Origin of the sequence: Pseudomonas sp. TE50-2 (assembly GCF_040813665.1) — a bacterium.
In the GTDB taxonomy this organism is placed as follows: domain Bacteria; phylum Pseudomonadota; class Gammaproteobacteria; order Pseudomonadales; family Pseudomonadaceae; genus Aquipseudomonas; species Aquipseudomonas soli.
Genome location: NZ_JBFNXN010000001.1, coordinates 3,916,838 through 3,935,897, shown reverse-complemented (window position 1 = coordinate 3,935,897; position 19,060 = coordinate 3,916,838). Strand labels below are relative to the sequence as shown.

The following is a 19,060-nucleotide window of genomic DNA, read 5'->3' as shown; positions in this document are numbered from 1 at the left end:
AGACGCGATGGTTCAAGTGGAGTCCGCCCAGGACACACCCCGCAATAGGGCCTCAAAGCGGCCCCGATGATGCGCAGCATCAGCCTGTAGAAACACCCTCTTCTTTCATCACCTCCAGCTTGCCGAACTGCTCGCTGGCCAAGCGGCTGATGATCCGGATCGCCTGGTGAATGCCCGCCGTGTTGCGGAAGCTCAGTTGCGGGTTGTGTTCGCACTCGAGCACCTCGTCATGCTGGACCAGCGCCTCGCCTAGCAGTTCGAGGGTCCAGACGTAGCTTTGCAGGGTAGACATGCGTTCGTGGTCAGTCATGGCGCACCTCGCGGTTGGCGCGGTCGGCGAGGGACTGGCTGTCGATCGGGTAGAAGGTTGGGGATGGGGTGGCCGCACGGACTGGGCGGCGGAGAGCGGATGCGAGGATCCTGTACAGACGTTTGATGGTCATGCATGAGACTCCAAGTTAGGTTGGAACCACCACGCACTGTCGCCAAACAATGGGTGGCAGCTGTACGCAGGTTGGCGAACCGGGAACTTGGAACCCGGCAGACCCGAAGGTCTCCCGCGCACAGCCGCCATGGCACGAGGCTGCGGGCACAAAAAAAGCGCCTGCAATCGTGTGGGGCGCTGCTGCGCCAAGTTTATCCGGGTCGCCAAACCCGGTCGCGGAATTTGCCGCGACTGGTAGGGAATTTATTCCTTGGGGGCTTCTAGTGCAAGGTTCTTGGGGATGGGAAATGGCAATGGAAAGCGTAGGAAATGGCTTGCACGGAGGGACTGGGTGGCAACAGTACGTGGGTTGGCCGACCGGGACGAAAGGAACCGGCACACCGGAGGTGTCCCACGTGCTGTCGCCATGATGGAAACGTGCCCGATATGGACAGCCCTACGTGTGGAGAGGGTGGCAGCTGTACACAGATTGGCGAACCGAGGAAAAGATAACCCGGCAGACCAGATGGTCTTCTGCATACAGCAGCCATTTCACAGCAGACGCGTGCAGGTTAGCTACATCTGGTCATTGATCGGGCCTGCTGAGATGGCTACCTTTCGATGTCCCCGACCGGGAAGACGTTATAAGCTCCAAAAAAAAGTAATTCCCCAGAACTCAGAACACTATATCCTATGAGCTTACTCACAGAGCGAGTGAAAGAGCTGTAGAATTAATCATAAAGACCTCAGAAAAGGATGACTTGCCCTGACTCGGGAGTGCCTCCATTAACTGGGACCTTACTCGCTATTGATATCTCAATACCACCTATATAAAATGGAAATTTTGAGGCATCACAAAACATGCACCTGCTAAATACTTATGAAACTAAAGACGAAGCTGAAGAAGCCGCCATTCTGCTGAATGGGTCAACACGAGTCGCAAGTGAGCGTGACGACACTGCTACCATATATAATTTATTCGGCGAGGCGACTTGGAAAAATCTCTACAGCTTAAAAATGTATGACCTTCCAAAACTTCAAGTACTGCTATCCAGTCGGCCCGCATGGGGAGAACAAGAGATAAAGCAGCACAACTCTATAATCCTCGGACTAGAAATAGTATCTCGCAAATATGGACTCTCACTTCCTAATCACTGGAAGTAATTTCAACCGGATCAATTACAAATCCCGATCTAGCTGAAGGTAAGTGTACCTTTTGCAGCCTGATTCCAAGCGATCAATTTGGCCATCGTCGCGGCCTCGATATGCTCGCAAAAATCTACCAACCTGCACCTATCAAATAGTAAGCCTGCATATGCAGTTAGACCACACCACCTAGAGCGATCTGCAGCTTCTGATACACAGAACGCACGCATGGGCATAAAGGAAAATACACGCTCACTTGTCCAGCGCTTGAGAAAAGCGTCTGGTTGAAGCTGAGTGCTTTGACCTTCCCAAGTTGTACCGGTCTTACATTGAGCAAAAACGATAAGCTGATTAGCAGTTCCGTCAGAAAACGGCACCCAGGCAACGGAATCCAAACGATCATCGTTCGCACTAACGGCTGCTGTATCCCAGTTTTTAAAACAGCCGCCCTCTTTGATTTCTTGGCAAAGATGATTTACTTTATCTTCAAACTTATTACCAATCGCAGTACCGAAAACTAGCGACTTTGCACGATCTCTTCCTAAATAGCATTTTAGGATCTGTGCGGATAGTTCTTCAAGGATCGTAGTCCCATCTATGCCGGCATGATTCTTAGCTTTCAGCATATTTAACCGAGTACTGAGTAGAAGGTAGATATATACAGCTTGCCTTTGGTTTTTTTGATCAAACTGGTATCGGAGCACAGTACCTTCGAGCTCCAGAGCGAACGGATAACCCTCATTACAAGCTTGACTGCGGCGCTCAAGCTCGTTCATAGTTTCATCTAGCTCTACGGCGTTTTCGTCATCGTTATCGTCGCACCCTATATTATTGTCGTTATCGTCCTCACGCCCCAGATATGCAATAATTTCACGTGCGGAGACTGTACCTTTACATAAAGCTAGTAACTCAGCAAAATCCGCAAGCTCATTTACATCTGCCTTAGGAGACGGCTGATTTGGCAACTTGAACATTTTAGCTGTCCGTCAGACGTGTTTTTTTCTGCTGAGGCGCTTGTTTGCGCTCCATTTCTTGATATATATCATCTGCAATATTTGCAATACTTCCAGCTATGCGAAGCAATGCTTCAGATTTATCATACCCAGTAGTCAAGGTGGCTCGCGCAGTAGTTAGCTCTCTCTTTGCCGCTAGTAAAGCTTCCTCAAATACCGCAGAAGGAGGCCTGCTGATTTCAAATGCTTTTGAAAGCTCAGTTCCCGCGCGCAAAGCAGCAACAGCTTCCCTATTGCTTACTACAGCATTAAGACGTCGCAAGTCAGGGTTTTGTGACTCTACAACTGGAGGTTGCTTATTTTTCTTGCTCCCGTATAGCCATATACAAAGCTCACCCAACTCCTGCAACCTATCTGCGGGAACTGGGTCCTCCGTTTCCTGCTCCTTAGGTGCGATATTAAGGAAGGTACCAATCCCTTCATAATCTAAGCCGGTATATAGATGTGAAAACGACAAACGCTGACGAAATCTATCAGATCTATCATATACCTTTGTTTTTTCTGCCTGCTCTAACACCATCAGCCCTCTAAAGAGACGCTGAACAGTATTATGCCTATCACCAATTTGATTAGCGATATCCGCTAGGGATACTTTATATTTTTTATGTATCTCCGCGATATAAGCAGCTTTAGCATAACTACTCCATTTCGCCGGACCGTTTACATGTTTGAAGCCTAAATAACGCCAGGAACTTTCGCGATCAGAAATAATAACAGGTATGCTTTCAAGAGCTGCTCTAGCCTCAGGTGATAGTGGTGGCACCGGCCATCCGTTTTCATCTGCTACATTGGGGGATAACAATACTTTAGTAGCAGCTAGTCGCCTGTTACCTTCGATGACAACATTCAACCCACCTTCTTGAGCAACAATAACTGCTTCGTGCGGAAAAAATCCGCTAGCAGAAATTGACTGAACTAGCTCCCTAACATCCATTGCATCCCAAAGAATTTGCAGAATTTCCGACTCAGGTGTGTCAGAACTTATGCCGTATTCAGCCAGCCTGGGGTTGCTTCTATCAAAGTGCAGTTCAGCAACTGGCAGATATTTTGTTTCAGCCGCTTCATTCATACATTTGCCTCAAGATCACATCTCGAAATCATCGATTCAGCACCACTTACCGTTGCCATTGTTGGCAATTTTAAATGGTTAGGTGCAATGATAAGCTCTTGCATAAGCTTTTTCTGTTGAAGCGAATAACGCACCGGCAGATTAAATAGATTGAACCCAGAATAAAGCTCTCTAACCAGATCCGTATCATCATACGATAGAAGCCAGTTAAGCGCTTTCTGCGAAGCAATATATTTAGATACCGCCTTATGATCACGACTCAGATACGAGTTCAAGTAAAGTCGCTGCCCCTTGTTAACATATGGGGGGTCAAAATATACAAAAACCTTACTCCTAAACTTCCCTCTAGGCAGCTTCTCTTTAAGGAAATCTATCGCATCCATGTTAGTCAACATAATTCGATCGTTTACTTTTGCCATTGCGAGTATGCGCTCAGCTAAAGTCTCCCGATTGAATCTAACATCCAAAGTCCATTTACCAGACTGTTCATAACCACCTATAGGCCCCGCCCCAGTCAACACGCCAGAGCGATTGCATCTATTCATGTAGAATGCTGCAAAGCCAACTGAAAATTGATCATAGGCACCCGGTGAGTTACAAATTTCTTTCTGATTATGCCACTCACTGATAGTCAGCGGCACATCAAAAATAGCATCAACAAACCGAGCACTTTCCTTCAATGCCGCATTCCAAAAAGCATATACTCTTTGATCGGCATCATTTATGTATATATTGGAAACGACATTGTTTCGCAGAAGGCTCAGGGCTGCACCTGCTCCTCCCGCATAAGGCTCATAGTACGAGCGACCGCGCAGGTCATTAAGCTCGATGACGTCGGTCAGAAACGCAGTCAAACTGGCTTTACCGCCTGGATAGCGCAATGGGCTAGCGATCTTCAATTGAGAAATCCATGCGAGTGGCACCGTGTCGATACACAAAATTGGCCATGATAGCAAGAGGTAGCTGCTTTTTACAGTCATCCCATCCATTGGCCTGTAGAAATCATAGACACTTAAGGCCTTCAAAACACATGACGAATTTTCCCCCATGACTCCTGACGATGATCGCTCCCCCTTCATCGTGGGGCAATCGTAACGCTAGCATATAGCCACCTAGCACCAGAGCCCGCTGCTAGTCTTAACCATTCCTGCGCCCCGACAGAGCTACAACGAGGTCGAAGTCAGCATACCCGTAGCTATTCTTAAGTATCCGGGCCTCCACCGACGAGCAAGACGCCGGCCGCGCCCGGGCCTCCCTGGAGAAGTTCGCCAGCGACCATAACAAGGTCATCGCCTGTGAGTACCTGGAGAACGCCAGCGGTGCCGCCGCAGATCGGCCGGAGCTGCTGCGCCTGCTCAAGGATGCCCGTAAGGGCGACGTGCTGCTGGTTGAATCCATCGACCGCCTGTCCCGCCTCCCCGCCGATGACTGGGCCAAGCTCAAGAGCGCGATCGACGCCAAGGGCCTGCGCATCGTCGCGCTCGATCTGCCCACCAGCCACCAGAGGATGCGTGACACGCAAGGCGACGAGTTCACCGGCCGGATGCTTGCCGCGATCAACTCGATGCTGGTGGAGATGATGGCCGCGATCGCCCGGAAGGATTACGAGCAGCGCCGCGAGCGCCAGGCCCAGGCATCCAGAAGGCCAAAGCAGCAGGCAAGTACCAAGGCCGGCCGGTGGACGAGGAGCTATACAAGCGGGTCAAGGAGCTGCTGGGCGCCGGTCTGAGCATCCGGGCCACGACCAGGCACGCCAACTGCTCCACCACTACCGTGCTGCGCATTCGAGACTCTGCAGCCTAATCAATATCCCGCGCCACGAAAGCCGACTTCGCCATTTTGTGGCGCGCAGAAAAAGGCCCCGCTCAGATCGTTCTGGCGGGGCCTTTTGCTGTCACCTTGCTGTCACAGCCACTTGTGCTGTCACACAAAAATCGCTGCAAGCCTTGATTTTACTGGTGCCGGAGACAGGAATCGAACCTGCGACCTTCGCGTTACGAGTGCGCTGCTCTACCGACTGAGCTACACCGGCGTGTTGCGCAACGTACCACTGCCGTGTCGGTTACGCAAACCCCTGTTTCACCTCACTTTCACTGCGCCTTGCAGCCATTCGGCGCGAGGTCTTCTTCCACCGTGGTCACGCAGGTCCAGCCTGCCTGGGTACGTGCCAGGGTCACGGTCTTGCCCAGCACATTGGCCGGTGCGTCGGCCAGGGTGCAGGCGATGCTGGCGGTGCCGTCGGCGGCCTTGCCGCTGGCGGTGATCGCGCAATGGGCGGTGGCGGGCTGGCCGCCGAGGCTGGCGACGTCGGGCACGTCCTTGCCGTCGTTCAGGCGCACGTCCATCGGCGTCTTCAGTGCGGAGATTTCCAGCAGCGCGGCGGTAGCCTTGGCGCGGGCCTGGTGGTTGGTGTACATGGGGATGGCGATGGTCGCCAGGATGCCGATGATCGCGACAACGATCATCAGTTCGATCAGGGTGATACCTCGTTGCCCTTTCATGAACGGTCTTCCTTCGTGATACGTGGAGGCGCGGCGGGCGCTTTCATCGTGGCGCGCCCCGGCCGGCAGGCGCGCAGTAGGCCTGAACCGACACCTTTTGTCACCCCTGCGCGGCGGGGCGTCATCTTCGCTGGACTACTCTAGTGAGCCACAGGGAAACGCGCCCGGCAGCAGGCCGGGCAAGCTGTTACCGGGCTTTTCGCCCCCGCGCAAAAGGACTCTCGCCATGCCTGCTTCCACCCGTCTGTACGCCTGGGAAGGCGTCGATGCCAGCGGCGCGCCGCAACAGGGCCAGCACATTGGGCGCAGCCCGGCGTTCGTGCAGGCGTGGTTGCGCCAGCAGGGGATTCGCGCGACGCGGGTGCGGCTGGCGGGTGGGCTGCGCTGGCGCTGGCCGCAACGGGCGGGGAAGGCGGATGCGCCGGGGTTCAGCCGCCAGCTGGCGACCTTGCTCACGGCGGGGGTGCCGCTGTTGCAGGCGTTCGAGGTGATGGCGCGCAGCACGGTGAACAGCGCCATGGCGGCGTTGCTGGCACGGTTGCAACAGGATGTGGCAGCGGGGTTGGGCTTGGCGGATGCGTTGCAGCGCCATCCGGGGTGGTTCGATGCGCTGTACTGCAACCTGGTGCGGGTGGGCGAGCAGTCGGGCACGCTGGACCGGCAGCTGGAGCAGATGGCGACCATGCTGGAGAAACGACAGGCGCTGCGGCAGAAGGTGCGCAAGGCGATGCTGTATCCGGCGCTGTTGCTGCTCACGGGGTTGGGTGTGGCGGCGTTGTTGCTGCTGGAGGTGGTGCCGCGGTTCCAGGGGTTGTTCGCCAGTTTCGACAAGGCGCTGCCGGCGTTCACCCAGTGGGTGATCGATTTATCCACAGGGCTGGGCAATCACGTCGGGTGGTTAGTGCTGTTGATAACTGCACTGGGGTTTGGCGTGCGGGCGTTGTACCAACGGCACCTGCCGGCGCGCCTGTGGATATTGCGCGGGGTGTTGCGGGTGCCGGTGGTGGGCACCTTGCTCGGGCAGGCGGCGTTGGCGCGCTTTGCACGTAGCCTGGCGACCTCGTATGCCGCCGGGGTGGCGTTGCTGGATGCGCTGGCCACGGTGGCGCCGGTAAGTGGCGACAGCCTGCACGAGCGGGCGATCCTCAAGTTGCGCCAGGACGTGGCCAGCGGCATGGGGCTGCAGCAGGCGATGGAGGCGGATGCGCTGTTCCCGCCGCTGTTGCGCCAGCTGGTGGCGGTGGGCGAAGCCAGCGGCACCCTCGACCGGATGCTGGACAAGGCTGCGCTGCATTACGAAGAACAGGTGAGCCAGGCGCTGGAGCAGTTGACCACGCTGCTTGAGCCGGCCATCGTGCTGATCCTCGGGCTGCTGGTGGGGAGCCTCGTCGTGGCGATGTATTTGCCGATCTTCCAGTTGGGTAGCTTGATCTGAACATGAATGCCTGGACCGTAATCGTTGAACATCCGCCTTTCTTCTATACCTTGGCCGCGGTCCTGGGGTTGCTGGTGGGCAGTTTTCTCAATGTGCTGGCGTACCGCCTGCCGATCATGCTCGAGCGCCAATGGCAGCGGGAGGCGCAGGAGGTGCTGGGGCTGCCGCAGGCCGAGCACGAGCGCTTCGACCTGTGCCTGCCGGCTTCGCGTTGCCCGCACTGCCAGCGCCAGATCCGCGCGTGGGAAAACATTCCGCTGCTGAGTTACCTGGCCCTGCGCGGGCGGTGCGCGGGGTGCAAGGCGCGGATCAGCGTGCGTTATCCCCTGGTGGAGCTGGGCAGCGCCCTGCTCTCGCTGTTGGTGGCCTGGCATTTCGGGCCGGGGGGCGAGGCGTTGGGGGTGATGCTGCTGACCTGGGGGCTGATCGCCTTGAGCCTGATCGATGCCGAGCACCAGTTGCTGCCGGATGTGCTGGTGCTGCCGCTGTTGTGGCTGGGGTTGATCGTCAACGCCTTCGGGCTGCTGGTGCCGCTGAGCGATGCGCTGTGGGGCGCGGTGGCGGGTTACCTTAGTTTGTGGTCGGTGTACTGGGCCTTCAAGCTGATCACCGGCAAGGAGGGCATGGGCTTCGGCGACTTCAAGCTGCTGGCCATGCTCGGTGCCTGGGGCGGTTGGCAGATCCTGCCGCTGACCTTGATGCTGGCCTCCTTGGTCGGGGCGCTGATCGGGCTGACGCTGGTGCGTTTCAAGCGCACGCAAATGGGCGCGGCATTGCCTTTCGGGCCTTATCTGGCCATTGCGGGGTGGATCGCATTGCTCTGGGGTGATGAAATAGTCGCCTCATACCTGCAACTGCTTGGAACCTGATGAGCACAGCGCCCTTCACACCCTGGATTCTTGGCCTTACCGGTGGCATCGGCAGCGGCAAGAGCGCCGCCGCCGAGCGTTTCGTCGAACTGGGCGTGCACCTGGTCGATGCCGACCAGGCCGCGCGCTGGGTCGTCGAGCCGGGGCGCCCTGCCCTGGCCAGCATCGTCGAGCGCTTTGGCGCAGGCGTGCTGCAGGCGGACGGCCAGCTCGACCGTGGCGCCCTGCGCCAGCTGATCTTCGCCGATCCGAGCCAGCGGCAATGGCTGGAACAACTGCTGCACCCGCTGATCGGCCAGGAGATCTTCAGCTACCTGGCCAAGGCCGAGACACCCTATGCGGTGTACGTTTCGCCGCTGTTGATCGAGTCGGGGCAGCACCAGAAGACCCAGCGCATCCTGGTGATCGACGCGCCGACCGAGTTGCAGGTGCAACGCACCTTGGCCCGCGACAACACCAGCGCGGAACAGGTGCAGGCGATTCTCAAGGCCCAGCTGGCCCGGGAAGAGCGCCTGCGCCATGCCGATGACGTGGTGGTCAACGATCGTGACCTGCAATCGCTGCACGACGAGATCGACCGCCTGCACCACTTTTACCTGACTTTACGAGGAGGCCAGCCATGAGCCAGCCGATGACCGTTGATTGCCCGACCTGCGGGGCGCCCGTGGAATGGGGTGAGCAGAGCCCGTTCCGGCCGTTCTGCTCGGACCGCTGCAAGTTGATCGACCTGGGCGCCTGGGCGGCCGAGGAGCACAAGATCGCCGGGGCGGAGGAGTCCGAGGATGAGTTGTATTCGGGGGATCTGGAGCCGCGGCACTAAACGGATCGCGCAGCCTTGACAACAGCTGCTGCTTGATTCCTGGGGCCGCGTTGCGGCCCATCGCTGGCAAGCCAGCTCCCACAGAGACGGCGCTTGGCTTTAGGTTTACGCGGTCGGTGTGGGAGCCGGCTTGCCGGCGAGAGGCCGGTACAGGCCACTCGATAACGCTTTAGCGCTCTTCATCCTTCCACGGCGCCTGCAGATAGCGGCTGCGGTTGAAGGTCTCCAGCCACTCCGGGCAGAACACCACCAGCGCACTGATCACCGTGCCATTGATGAACGCCTCGGGAAACATCATCAGCCATAGATAGCCAACGAAGTCGCTGAGCCATTCCGGCATGGCGAAACGCTCGTCCATCCACAGCAACCCCAGCCCTGCCATCAGGCACAGCAACACCGTCAACGCCGCAGGGAAGAACCCGCAACAGAAGATATAAACGAACAGGTTACGCGGCTGGGCGCGCTCGACCAGGATCGCGCACACCTCGGTGACCAGCACCGGCAGGCCGACGATCAGCAAGCCGTTGACGCCGATGGCGGCAAGGTCCTGCCGGCCCATCAACAACAGGCCGAGCTGGGCGAGAAAACCGCCGAGCACGGCCAATGGCCAATCCAGCAGCAAGGTGACGGCGGTCATGCCGATGAAGTGGTACGACACCCCGGTATCGAAGTCGCGGCGCACCAGCCAGAGTATGAACAGGCAGAACACTGTGCCGAACAGCAGGTGCTGGCGGCGGGTGTCGGTGAACAGCTCGACCCAGCGGGTGCGGCTGGCGGCCCAGATCAGCAGGGGCACGTAACCTATCCAGCCAAGGGTAAGGCTGGTGCTGGACAAGACTTGTGCGCTGATCACCTGAACAATATCCCTGTCGGCCATGTGGACAAGCCTGAGTCTACACCCATTCTCCCTTGCCACCGGTTGCTATAGGCTGGCACCTCCTCTCGATGCAGGACGCGTCCGCCATGCCTGAAGGACTTAACCTGCCGCTGCTGCTCGGCGCGGCGTTCAGCGCCATCGCCGGCGTGCTGCACCTGGCGGTGATCGCCGCTGGCCCGCGTTGGTACCGCTTGTTCGGCGCCGGAGAACGCATGGCCAGGGCGGCGGAGCAAGGGCGCGTCTACCCGGCCCTGGTCACCGCGGTGATCGCGACGGTGCTGCTCGTTTGGTCGGCCTATGCCTTGTCAGCGGCTGGGCTGATGCGCCCGTTGCCCTTGCTGTTGCCGGTAATCTGCCTGATCACCCTGGTGTACCTGGCGCGGGGCCTGCTGGGGCCGCTGGTGCTGGCCGGCACCGGGCGCAGTCGGCGGTTTATCGCGGTCAGTTCGGCCATTTGCCTGGGCGGTGGGCTGTTACATCTGCTGGGGGTGGTGCAGCAATGGCTGGTGCTGGGCTGATTCCTACGCACAAACAGCATCTTACCGTCATCAATTAGCGACTAAGCTTGTCCCCATGGATGACTCAGACTACCTCCGCCTGCTTACCATCCAGGCCGAGCAAGCCAATGCGTTCCTGTCCAATGCCCGCAAATGGGAGCGCGAGCGTTGGGTCTGCCAGCGCCTGCTGCAAGGGCTGAACATCCCCTACCGCAGCGAGGACTTCACCCCGGCCGGGCAAGAGCCGCCGGACGTGCTGTTCCGCGACGCTGCGTTCGAGGTGTTCTTCGTGCTCGACGAGGGCCGCCGGCTCAACGACGAATGGCGCGAGGAGCTGCAACGGCGGCGCAGCGCCTTCTCCCTGGCCCAGCTGGTGCGCCGCGAGCAGCGGCCCCGGCGCATCAGTGCCCAGGAGCTGCTGGCGCGCCTGGCGCCGACCCTGCGCAAGAAGTCGCACAACTACCGCGAGCGCGGGCTGGACCTGAGCGAGCTGGACATCATCGCCTTCGCCAGCCTCAAGCGCGAGGTGCTCGACCTCAACAGCCATTTCCCGCCGCCCACCGAGTACCTGCGCCAGGGCTGGCGGTCGCTGTCGCTGGTGGGGCCGACCTTCGCCCGGGTGCTGTTCGCCCACCCGGACGCGCCGGATTTCCTGCGCGGCAACCTGGGGCGCAGCATCGTGTTCGACGTAGGCATCAGTCTTTGATCCAGTGCCGGGTGTCTTTGCGATCACGTACACTCGGCGCCAGGGATAGAAAGCATTATCATTCGACCCATGCGTTTGCGTGAACGCTGTGGCGTACACGCAGTCACGAACGTCTATCTGACGAGGCCCACCATGACCAGCCGCCTGAATCCTGAAGATCAGCGTCGCGTCGATGAGTATCTGAGCGCCCCCCAGCATCAAGTCGAGCGCCGGCCCTTCCGGCCGTGGCTGCTCCTGCTGCTGGTGGTGGCCGTGACCATCGGTCTGGGCCTGTTGAGCCGCCTGCTGAGTGGACTGGTGCTATGAGCTGCCTTGCGCTCGCCCGCCCCTCATGCCGGATGCGGCCGGACCTTGTGTCCACGAATTCCGTAAAACTTGTGAGATATCCCCATGACTCATCGCATCGTGATTGTCGGCGGCGGCGCCGGCGGCCTGGAACTGGCGACCCGCCTGGGTAAAAGCCTGGGCAAGCGCAAACAGGCCGAGATCACCCTGGTTGATGCCAACCTGACGCACATCTGGAAGCCACTGCTGCACGAAGTGGCGGCCGGCTCGCTGAACTCCTCGGAAGACGAACTGAACTACGTGGCCCAGGCCAAGTGGAACCACTTCAACTTCCAGATGGGGCGCATGAGCGGCCTGGACCGCGAAAGCAAACTGATCCAGCTGGCCGCGACCCTCGACGACGAGGGGCGTGAGCTGCTGCCTGCGCGCACCATCGGCTACGATACCCTGGTGATCGCCGTGGGCAGCAACACCAACGACTTCGGCACCCTGGGCGCGGCGCAGCACTGCCTGTTCCTCGACAGCCGCAAGCAGGCCGAGCGCTTCCACCAGCAACTGCTCAACCACTATCTGCGTGCCCACGCCGGTGATGTGGCCAGCGAGCAGATCAGCGTGGCCATCGTCGGCGCCGGCGCCACCGGCGTGGAGCTGGCGGCCGAGCTGCACAACGCCGCCCACGAGCTGGCGGCCTATGGCCTGGACAAGATCCAGCCCAAAGACATGCACATCACCATCATCGAAGCCGGCCCACGGGTGTTGCCGGCGCTGCCGGAGCGGATCAGCGTGCCGGTGCACAAGACCCTGGAAAAACTCGGGGTGACGGTGATGACCAACGCCGCGGTCAGCGAAGTGACCGCCGATGGCCTGAAGACCGCCTCGGGCGAAGTGATCCAGGCGAGCTTGAAGGTCTGGGCGGCGGGCATTCGCGCGCCGGGCTTCCTCAAGGATATCGACGGCCTGGAGACCAACCGCATCAACCAGCTGGTGGTGCGCCCGACCCTGCAGACCACCCTGGACGACAACATCTTCGCCTTCGGCGACTGCGCCGCTTGCCCGCAACCGGGCACCGACCGCAACGTGCCGCCACGGGCCCAGGCCGCGCACCAGCAGGCCTCGCTGCTGGCCAAGAGCCTCAAGCTGCGCCTGGAGAACAAGGCGCTGCCGACCTACGAGTACAAGGACTATGGCTCGCTGGTGTCGCTGTCGCGCTTCTCGGCGGTGGGCAACCTGATGGGTAACCTGATGGGCAGCGTCAAGCTGGAAGGCTGGCTGGCGCGGATGTTCTATGTGTCGCTGTATCGCATGCACCAGATGGCGTTGTATGGGACCTTCCGCACCTTGATGCTGATGTTGGGGAGCAAGATTGGGCGCGGGACTGAGCCTCGCCTGAAGCTGCACTAAGGATTCAAGATCCTGGGGCTGCTGCGCAGCCCTTTCGCCGGCAAGCCGGCTCCCACAATCAATTCAGGGCGCGCTCCTGTGGGAGCCGGCTTGCCGGCGATGGCCTTGACGCGATTTATCTGACCACGCGATACGTGCTCTGCACGAACCCACTCTCGTAACTGGTCGTTCTCATGTGCTGCAACAGCACATCCTTCGCCAACTCGCCGAACAACGGTATCCCCTGCCCCAGCAGCACGGGGATGCGGGTGATGGTCAGTTCATCCACCAGCCCCTCGCGCAAGAACCCCTGAATCAGCTTGCCGCCATCCAGGTACAGGCTCTTTGCGCCCGTGGCCTGCAGGTGCTCGAGCAACGCCGGGATCGGCCCGGGGTGCAGCTCGACGCGCTCTGATACGCCCCTGGGCAGCGCCTCGAGGGTGCTGCTGACCACTACCACTCGCGTATCCGGATAGGGCCACTCGCCAAAGGTCATGACCTTGTCGAAGGTACCGCGCCCCATCACCAACGTATCGACGCCCGCCATGAACCCGGCATAACCATGGTCGTCAGCGGACTGGGTGGCGCCCATCAACCAATCAAGGCCGCCATCTTCACGGGCGATGTAACCATCCAGGCTGGTGGCGATGAAAACACTGGCTTTGAGTGGCATGCGCGGGCGCTCCTGCGGGCAAAGGCCACAGGGTAGCAAAGGGCGGGGATATAAATCGCGGACAAAAGAAAAAGGGCATCTCAATCGAGATGCCCTTTTTACATGGTGGGTCGTGTAGGATTCGAACCTACGACCAATTGGTTAAAAGCCAACTGCTCTACCAACTGAGCTAACGACCCGGAAAATGGTCGGGGTGAGGGGATTCGAACTCCTGACATCCTGCTCCCAAAGCAGGCGCGCTACCGGACTGCGCTACACCCCGAGATTGGCTCCGCGACCTGGACTCGAACCAGGGACCCAATGATTAACAGTCATTTGCTCTACCGACTGAGCTATCGCGGAACTGAACTTCGGTACATCTTTACTGCTTCGAAGCCTGTGTTAGCTTCGATCTCTTTGGCTATCCGCTTTCGCGTTGTCGCTGCTGAGGCCGGCTATTCTACATTCTTCGTTTTGCTTGTCAACCACTTTTTTTCGTTCAACTTACTGATTTGTAAGTTATTTTCAGATCGTCGGTGTTGCTGGCGATCTGCTCAGTGCCTGACAGCGGGGCGAATATTAGGGGCACTCTGATTTTTGTGCAAGCACTTTTTTCAAAATTTTCAGCAAGTTAGCTTGGAAGCCGGAAAATCAGGGGTTTGCGCTGCCTGTACTGGCCTTATCGCGGGGCAAGCCCGCTCCCACGCATTGGCTACCTTCTGGCGCAGATTGGCGTGGGACCGGGCTTTGCCCCGCGATAAGGCCGGACAGCACACATAAAAAAGCCCCGCTTACGCGGGGCTCTTCGTTTACTGCAGGTCAGCCAAAGACGATCTCGTCGCCCTCGACCTTCGCGGTGATCGCCGCACCCGGCAGGAACTCGCCCGCCAGGATCAGCTGCGCCAGCGGGTTCTCGATCCAGCGCTGGATCGCACGCTTCAAAGGCCGTGCGCCATACACCGGGTCGTAACCGACGGCGATCAGCTTGTCCAACGCCTCCGGGCTCAGGCTCAGCGACAGCTCGCGCTCGGCCAGGCGACCACGCAGGCGGCCAAGCTGGATCTCGGTGATACCGGCGATCTGCTCGCGGCCCAGCGGCTCGAACACCACCACTTCGTCGATACGGTTGATGAACTCCGGACGGAAGTGCGCACCCACCGCATCCATCACCGCCGCACGCTGCGCCTCGCGGTCCCCGGCCAGTTCCTGGATCTGCGCCGAGCCCAGGTTGGAGGTCATCACGATCACGGTGTTGCGGAAGTCCACGGTGCGGCCGTGGCTGTCGGTCAGGCGACCATCTTCAAGCACCTGCAGCAGCACGTTGAACACATCCGGGTGGGCTTTCTCCACCTCGTCGAGCAGCACCACCGAGTACGGCTTGCGACGCACGGCCTCGGTCAGGTAGCCGCCCTCTTCATAGCCCACATACCCTGGCGGGGCACCGATCAGACGCGCCACGGAGTGTTTCTCCATGAACTCGGACATGTCGATGCGCACCATGGCCTCTTCGGTATCGAAGAGGAACTCGGCCAGCGCCTTGCACAGTTCGGTCTTGCCCACCCCGGTGGGCCCAAGGAACAGGAACGAGCCACTCGGGCGGTTAGGGTCGGACAGCCCGGCGCGGGAACGGCGCACGGCGTTGGCCACGGCGGTCACCGCCTCGTCCTGGCCGATCACCCGTTCGTGCAGCAGGCTTTCCATCTTCAGCAGCTTCTCACGCTCGCCTTCGAGCATCTTCGCCACCGGGATGCCGGTCCACTTGGACACCACTTCGGCAATCTCTTCCTCGGTGACCTTGTTGCGCAGCAGCTGGTTGTCGGTCTTGCCGTGCTGGTCGACCATCTGCAGGCTGCGCTCCAGGTCCGGGATCACCCCGTACTGCAGCTCGGCCATGCGGCTGAGGTCGCCCTTGCGGCGCGCGGCTTCCAGTTCCTGGCGGGCCTGCTCGATCTTCTGCTGGATCTGCGCCGAACCTTGCACCTCGGCCTTTTCCGAGGCCCAGATCTCTTCGAGGTCGGAGTACTCGCGCTCCAGGCGCTCGATTTCCTCGGTCAGTTTTTCCAGGCGTTTCTTCGCCGCTTCGTCTTCTTCCTTCTTCAGCGCCTGGGATTCCACCTTCAACTGGATCAGGCGGCGGTCGAGGCGGTCGAGCACCTCCGGCTTGGAGTCGATCTCCATGCGGATGCGGCTGGCGGCTTCGTCGATCAGGTCGATGGCCTTGTCCGGCAGCTGGCGGTCGGTGATGTAGCGGTGGCTGAGCTTGGCCGCGGCAATGATCGCGCCGTCGGTGATAGCCACCTTGTGGTGCACTTCATAGCGCTCTTTCAGGCCGCGCAGGATGGCGATGGTGTCTTCCTCGCTCGGCTCTTCGACCAGCACCTTCTGGAAGCGGCGCTCCAATGCGGCGTCCTTCTCGATGAACTGGCGGTACTCGTTGAGCGTGGTGGCGCCGACGCAGTGCAGCTCGCCACGGGCCAGGGCCGGCTTGAGCATGTTGCCGGCGTCCATGGCGCCCTCGCCTTTACCGGCGCCGACCATGGTGTGCAGCTCGTCGATGAACAGGATGATCTGGCCTTCCTGCTTGCTCAGTTCGTTGAGCAGGCCTTTGAGGCGCTCTTCGAACTCGCCGCGGTACTTGGCGCCGGCGATCAGCGCGCCCATGTCCAGCGCCAGCAGGCGCTTGCCCTTGAGGCCGTCGGGCACTTCACCGTTGATGATGCGTTGGGCCAAGCCCTCGGCGATGGCGGTCTTGCCCACGCCGGGCTCGCCGATCAATACCGGGTTGTTCTTGGTGCGGCGTTGCAGCACCTGGATGGTGCGGCGGATCTCGTCGTCACGGCCGATCACCGGGTCGAGCTTGCCTTCCTCGGCGCGCTTGGTGAGGTCGACGGTGTACTTGTCCAGGGCCTGGCGCGATTCCTCGGCGTTGGCGTCGTTCACCGCCGCGCCGCCGCGCAGGTTGTTGATGGCGTTTTCCAGGGCCTTCTTGCTCACGCCCTGGCCGAGCAGCAGCTTGCCCACCTTGCTGTTCTCGTCCATGGCGGCAAGCAGCACCAGCTCGCTGGAGATGAACTGGTCGCCCTTCTGCTGGGCCAGGCGGTCGGCCTGGTTGAGCAGGCGCGCCAGGTCCTGGGACATGTTCACGTCGCCGGTGGGGTTCTGGATTTTCGGCAACTGGTCGAGCTCTTTGGTCAGCGCCTTGCGCAGGCTGTTGACGTCGAAGCCGACCTGCATCAGCAGCGGCTTGATCGAGCCGCCCTGCTGGTCGATCAGCGCCTGCAGCAGGTGCAGGGGCTCGATGGCCGGGTGGTCCATGCCCACGGCCAGGGATTGGGAATCGGATAACGCGAGTTGCAGCTTGCTGGTCAGTCGGTCTATTCGCATGGGGGATACCTTCCTTTAAAGGGCAGGCGGAGCGATGGACAGCACCTGTAATGATGAACCTGCCTGAGATGACCAATAGATATGGGTGATTCTGGAAGATTCAAGCGTAGCGGGGTTGACGGAGGTCAGCAGGGTGGTGATGGGATTGATATTGCCGGGGCTGCTGCGCAGCCCAATCGCCGGCAAGCCGGCTCCCACAGGGGCAGTACAGACTTTGGCATGTGGGAGCTGGCTTGCCAGCGATTGGGCCGCGAAGCGGCCCCAGGCTTAGCGAGGGCTGAGCCACACCAGTGAAGCAAACCGCCCACCCTGAGGGGTGCGGCGATAAGAGAAGAAGCGTGGATCGCTGACCGTGCAGAGCCCTCCGCCATAAACGGCAGTCACCCCACGCGCCGCCAGGCGAATCCGCGCCAACTGGTAGATATCGGCCATCAGCTTGCCCGGCCGCTCGCCGTCGACGAACGCCGCGGCTGCCTCGGGATGCACGGCGGTAAAGGCATCGCGCACTTCCATGCCCACCTCGAACGCCTGCGGCCCGATGGCCGGGCCCAGCCATACCAGCACTTCTTCGGGTGGCAGGGCCAGGCGATCAAGGGTGGCTTCCAGCACGCCACCGGCCAGCCCGCGCCAGCCGGCATGGGCGGCGGCCACGCGAGTACCGGCGCGGTCGCAGAACAGCGCGGGCAGGCAATCGGCGGTCATCACGGTGCAGGCAATGCCCGGCTGGTCGGTCCAGCTGGCATCGGCCTCGGCGACCACGGCGGGCTCGGCATCGGCCACCACCAGCCCGTGCACCTGCTTGAGCCAGGCGGGCTGGATGGCGAACTCTTCGCTGAGGCGACGACGGTTCTCGGCAACCGCAGCGGGGTCATCGCCCACATGGTCGCCAAGATTGAAGGATTCATAGGGCGGCAGGCTGACGCCGCCCTCGCGGGTGGTGACACAGGCACGTACCGAGGCCGGGGCCGGCCAGTCGGGAATGATCAGCGCCTGCGTCAGGCCACTCATCCGATAAAGCTCTCGCGGTCGTCGTTGAGCAGCGACAGCAGCCAGAGGAAGTCGTCCGGCAGCGGCGAGGCCCATTCCATGCGCTCACCGGTGGTCGGGTGATCCAGGGCCAGGAAGCGGGCGTGCAGGGCCTGGCGCGGGAAGTTCTTCACCGCCTCGACCATGGCCACGCTGGCGGCCGGCGGAATGCGGAAGCGCACGCCGTAGGTCTGGTCGCCGACCAGCGGATAACCGACATGCGCCATGTGCACGCGGATCTGGTGGGTACGGCCGGTTTCCAGCTTGACCCGCACATGGGTGTGCGAGCGGAAGCGCTTGAGCACGCGATAGTGGCTGACCGCCGGCTTGCCGCCGTCGGTGACCGCCATGCGCTGGCGCTCGCCGCCGTGGCGGCCGATCGGGGCGTCGATCTTGCCACCGGCGATCACCACGCCGACCACGATGCACTCGTAGATGCGGCTGACCGAGCGCTTCTGCAGCTGGTCGACCAGGTTGGTCTGCGCCTGCAGGGTCTTGGCCACCACCATCAGGCCCGTGGTGTCCTTGTCCAGGCGGTGCACGATACCGGCGCGCGGTACGTTGATGATGTCTGGCACATGGTGCAGCAGGGCGTTGAGCAGGGTGCCGTCGGGGTGGCCCGCCGCCGGGTGGACTACCAGCCCGGCCGGCTTGTTGATCACCAGGATCTGGTCATCTTCATAGACGATATCCAGCTCGATGTCCTGAGCCACCCATTCGCCCTGGGCCTCCTGCTCGGCCTCGAGGGCCAGGATGGAGCCGGTGTGGACGGTGTCGCGCGGCCGCAGCACCGCGCCATCGACGGTCAGGCGGCCATCTTTGATCCACGAGGACAGGCGCGAACGCGAGTACTCGGCGAACAATTGGGCGGCGACCTGGTCGAGGCGTTGGCCGCCCAGTTCGGACGGGACCTCTGCGCTAAGTTGAATGATCTCGGACATGCTCGAATCGACGGGCGTTCAGCCTTTGGTTTCGG

Annotated in this window: 19 protein-coding genes, 4 tRNA genes and 1 pseudogene; 9 read left to right on the top strand and 15 right to left on the bottom strand. The window is 60.4% G+C overall.

Going from position 1 to position 19,060, the window contains the following annotated elements; genetic code table 11:
• Positions 1 to 79 precede the first annotated feature (79 nt).
• The 5 genes from AAHK21_RS18025 to AAHK21_RS18005 form a co-directional block, all read right to left on the bottom strand.
• A complete protein-coding gene (locus tag AAHK21_RS18025) occupies positions 80 to 310 on the bottom strand; it encodes a hypothetical protein (RefSeq protein ID WP_046854186.1) in 231 nt (76 codons plus the stop codon).
• Positions 303 to 443, bottom strand: coding sequence for a hypothetical protein (locus AAHK21_RS18020; RefSeq protein WP_367857936.1), 141 nt, complete (start codon positions 441 to 443; stop codon positions 303 to 305). Before AAHK21_RS18020 ends, AAHK21_RS18025 begins: the two co-directional genes overlap by 8 nt.
• A 1,174-nt stretch (positions 444 to 1,617) precedes the next feature.
• On the bottom strand, positions 1,618 to 2,544 hold the full coding sequence (locus AAHK21_RS18015) for a hypothetical protein (protein WP_367857935.1): 927 nt from the start codon (positions 2,542 to 2,544) through the stop codon (positions 1,618 to 1,620).
• 1 nt (position 2,545) lies between these two features.
• Positions 2,546 to 3,652: a ParB N-terminal domain-containing protein gene (locus AAHK21_RS18010; RefSeq protein WP_367857934.1), complete on the bottom strand. Its 1,107-nt coding sequence runs from the start codon at positions 3,650 to 3,652 to the stop codon at positions 2,546 to 2,548.
• Positions 3,649 to 4,551, bottom strand: coding sequence for a DNA adenine methylase (locus tag AAHK21_RS18005; RefSeq protein ID WP_367857933.1), 903 nt, complete (start codon positions 4,549 to 4,551; stop codon positions 3,649 to 3,651). The genes AAHK21_RS18010 and AAHK21_RS18005 overlap by 4 nt, the downstream gene beginning before the upstream one ends.
• Before the next feature lie 308 nt (positions 4,552 to 4,859).
• Between AAHK21_RS18005 and AAHK21_RS18000 the strand changes: the two are divergent.
• A pseudogene (locus AAHK21_RS18000) lies at positions 4,860 to 5,455 on the top strand (recombinase family protein).
• Between the two features lie 153 nt (positions 5,456 to 5,608).
• Here AAHK21_RS18000 and AAHK21_RS17995 read toward each other — a convergent pair.
• Both AAHK21_RS17995 and AAHK21_RS17990 read right to left on the bottom strand, forming a co-directional pair.
• Positions 5,609 to 5,684 (bottom strand) — tRNA-Thr (locus AAHK21_RS17995).
• 58 nt (positions 5,685 to 5,742) lie between these two features.
• Entirely contained in the window at positions 5,743 to 6,153 is a 411-nt protein-coding gene (locus tag AAHK21_RS17990; protein WP_110700043.1) for a pilin, read from the bottom strand.
• 226 nt (positions 6,154 to 6,379) lie between these two features.
• On the opposite strand from AAHK21_RS17990, the gene AAHK21_RS17985 reads away from it, so the two are divergent.
• From AAHK21_RS17985 to yacG, 4 genes are read left to right on the top strand one after another with little or no spacing between them, the layout of a single operon-like run.
• Positions 6,380 to 7,588 carry a type II secretion system F family protein gene (locus tag AAHK21_RS17985; protein ID WP_367857932.1) on the top strand — a complete coding sequence of 403 codons (1,209 nt, stop codon included), beginning with the start codon at positions 6,380 to 6,382 and terminating at the stop codon, positions 7,586 to 7,588.
• Positions 7,589 to 7,590: 2 nt separating this feature from the next.
• On the top strand, positions 7,591 to 8,457 hold the full coding sequence (locus tag AAHK21_RS17980) for an A24 family peptidase (protein ID WP_367857931.1): 867 nt from the start codon (positions 7,591 to 7,593) through the stop codon (positions 8,455 to 8,457).
• Entirely contained in the window at positions 8,457 to 9,080 is a 624-nt protein-coding gene (coaE, locus tag AAHK21_RS17975; protein ID WP_038706809.1) for a dephospho-CoA kinase, read from the top strand. Before AAHK21_RS17980 ends, coaE begins: the two co-directional genes overlap by 1 nt.
• Positions 9,077 to 9,277: a DNA gyrase inhibitor YacG gene (gene yacG, locus AAHK21_RS17970; RefSeq protein ID WP_046854173.1), complete on the top strand. Its 201-nt coding sequence runs from the start codon at positions 9,077 to 9,079 to the stop codon at positions 9,275 to 9,277. The genes coaE and yacG overlap by 4 nt, the downstream gene beginning before the upstream one ends.
• Before the next feature lie 169 nt (positions 9,278 to 9,446).
• Here yacG and AAHK21_RS17965 read toward each other — a convergent pair whose 3' ends face one another.
• A complete protein-coding gene (locus AAHK21_RS17965) occupies positions 9,447 to 10,154 on the bottom strand; it encodes an energy-coupling factor ABC transporter permease (RefSeq protein ID WP_217867249.1) in 708 nt (235 codons plus the stop codon).
• Between the two features lie 86 nt (positions 10,155 to 10,240).
• On the opposite strand from AAHK21_RS17965, the gene AAHK21_RS17960 reads away from it, so the two are divergent.
• The 4 genes from AAHK21_RS17960 to AAHK21_RS17945 all read left to right on the top strand — a co-directional run bounded on the left by AAHK21_RS17960 (position 10,241) and on the right by AAHK21_RS17945 (position 13,043).
• Positions 10,241 to 10,672, top strand: coding sequence for a hypothetical protein (locus AAHK21_RS17960; RefSeq protein WP_367857930.1), 432 nt, complete (start codon positions 10,241 to 10,243; stop codon positions 10,670 to 10,672).
• A 55-nt stretch (positions 10,673 to 10,727) separates the two neighbouring features.
• On the top strand, positions 10,728 to 11,357 hold the full coding sequence (locus AAHK21_RS17955; protein WP_038706811.1) for a DUF1780 domain-containing protein: 630 nt from the start codon (positions 10,728 to 10,730) through the stop codon (positions 11,355 to 11,357).
• Between the two features lie 132 nt (positions 11,358 to 11,489).
• Positions 11,490 to 11,663, top strand: a complete 174-nt coding sequence (locus AAHK21_RS17950) for a DUF3094 family protein (RefSeq protein ID WP_023631877.1) — start codon at positions 11,490 to 11,492, stop codon at positions 11,661 to 11,663.
• 84 nt (positions 11,664 to 11,747) lie between these two features.
• The gene (locus AAHK21_RS17945; protein WP_046854169.1) at positions 11,748 to 13,043 is read left to right on the top strand and encodes an NAD(P)/FAD-dependent oxidoreductase; all 1,296 of its coding nucleotides are present in this window, start codon (positions 11,748 to 11,750) and stop codon (positions 13,041 to 13,043) included.
• Between the two features lie 115 nt (positions 13,044 to 13,158).
• Here AAHK21_RS17945 and AAHK21_RS17940 read toward each other — a convergent pair whose 3' ends face one another.
• From AAHK21_RS17940 to rluD, 7 genes are all read right to left on the bottom strand, one after another.
• Complete coding sequence (locus AAHK21_RS17940) at positions 13,159 to 13,695, bottom strand: dihydrofolate reductase family protein (protein WP_367857929.1); 537 nt, start codon at positions 13,693 to 13,695, stop codon at positions 13,159 to 13,161.
• 103 nt (positions 13,696 to 13,798) lie between these two features.
• Positions 13,799 to 13,874: transfer RNA gene (locus tag AAHK21_RS17935), tRNA-Lys, on the bottom strand.
• A 6-nt stretch (positions 13,875 to 13,880) separates the two neighbouring features.
• Positions 13,881 to 13,957 (bottom strand) — tRNA-Pro (locus AAHK21_RS17930).
• Between the two features lie 4 nt (positions 13,958 to 13,961).
• Positions 13,962 to 14,037, bottom strand: a tRNA-Asn gene (locus AAHK21_RS17925).
• Positions 14,038 to 14,493: 456 nt separating this feature from the next.
• A complete protein-coding gene (gene clpB / locus AAHK21_RS17920) occupies positions 14,494 to 17,058 on the bottom strand; it encodes an ATP-dependent chaperone ClpB (protein ID WP_023631670.1) in 2,565 nt (854 codons plus the stop codon).
• A 267-nt stretch (positions 17,059 to 17,325) separates the two neighbouring features.
• On the bottom strand, positions 17,326 to 18,066 hold the full coding sequence (gene pgeF, locus AAHK21_RS17915; protein WP_367857928.1) for a peptidoglycan editing factor PgeF: 741 nt from the start codon (positions 18,064 to 18,066) through the stop codon (positions 17,326 to 17,328).
• The gene (gene rluD, locus AAHK21_RS17910; RefSeq protein ID WP_038706814.1) at positions 18,063 to 19,025 is read right to left on the bottom strand and encodes a 23S rRNA pseudouridine(1911/1915/1917) synthase RluD; all 963 of its coding nucleotides are present in this window, start codon (positions 19,023 to 19,025) and stop codon (positions 18,063 to 18,065) included. Before rluD ends, pgeF begins: the two co-directional genes overlap by 4 nt.
• Positions 19,026 to 19,060 lie beyond the last annotated feature (35 nt).

Bases quoted from the DNA above. Each gene is read 5' to 3' on its own strand.
- AAHK21_RS18025 (WP_046854186.1), bottom strand. From the start codon at position 310: ATGACTGACCACGAACGCATGTCTACCCTGCAAAGCTACGTCTGGACC.
- AAHK21_RS18020 (WP_367857936.1), bottom strand. From the start codon at position 443: ATGACCATCAAACGTCTGTACAGGATCCTCGCATCCGCTCTCCGCCGC.
- AAHK21_RS18015 (WP_367857935.1), bottom strand. From the start codon at position 2,544: ATGTTCAAGTTGCCAAATCAGCCGTCTCCTAAGGCAGATGTAAATGAG.
- AAHK21_RS18010 (WP_367857934.1), bottom strand. From the start codon at position 3,652: ATGAATGAAGCGGCTGAAACAAAATATCTGCCAGTTGCTGAACTGCAC.
- AAHK21_RS17990 (WP_110700043.1), bottom strand. From the start codon at position 6,153: ATGAAAGGGCAACGAGGTATCACCCTGATCGAACTGATGATCGTTGTC.
- AAHK21_RS17985 (WP_367857932.1), top strand. From the start codon at position 6,380: ATGCCTGCTTCCACCCGTCTGTACGCCTGGGAAGGCGTCGATGCCAGC.
- AAHK21_RS17980 (WP_367857931.1), top strand. From the start codon at position 7,591: ATGAATGCCTGGACCGTAATCGTTGAACATCCGCCTTTCTTCTATACC.
- coaE (WP_038706809.1), top strand. From the start codon at position 8,457: ATGAGCACAGCGCCCTTCACACCCTGGATTCTTGGCCTTACCGGTGGC.
- yacG (WP_046854173.1), top strand. From the start codon at position 9,077: ATGAGCCAGCCGATGACCGTTGATTGCCCGACCTGCGGGGCGCCCGTG.
- AAHK21_RS17965 (WP_217867249.1), bottom strand. From the start codon at position 10,154: ATGGCCGACAGGGATATTGTTCAGGTGATCAGCGCACAAGTCTTGTCC.
- AAHK21_RS17960 (WP_367857930.1), top strand. From the start codon at position 10,241: ATGCCTGAAGGACTTAACCTGCCGCTGCTGCTCGGCGCGGCGTTCAGC.
- AAHK21_RS17955 (WP_038706811.1), top strand. From the start codon at position 10,728: ATGGATGACTCAGACTACCTCCGCCTGCTTACCATCCAGGCCGAGCAA.
- AAHK21_RS17950 (WP_023631877.1), top strand. From the start codon at position 11,490: ATGACCAGCCGCCTGAATCCTGAAGATCAGCGTCGCGTCGATGAGTAT.
- AAHK21_RS17945 (WP_046854169.1), top strand. From the start codon at position 11,748: ATGACTCATCGCATCGTGATTGTCGGCGGCGGCGCCGGCGGCCTGGAA.
- AAHK21_RS17940 (WP_367857929.1), bottom strand. From the start codon at position 13,695: ATGCCACTCAAAGCCAGTGTTTTCATCGCCACCAGCCTGGATGGTTAC.
- clpB (WP_023631670.1), bottom strand. From the start codon at position 17,058: ATGCGAATAGACCGACTGACCAGCAAGCTGCAACTCGCGTTATCCGAT.
- pgeF (WP_367857928.1), bottom strand. From the start codon at position 18,066: ATGAGTGGCCTGACGCAGGCGCTGATCATTCCCGACTGGCCGGCCCCG.
- rluD (WP_038706814.1), bottom strand. From the start codon at position 19,025: ATGTCCGAGATCATTCAACTTAGCGCAGAGGTCCCGTCCGAACTGGGC.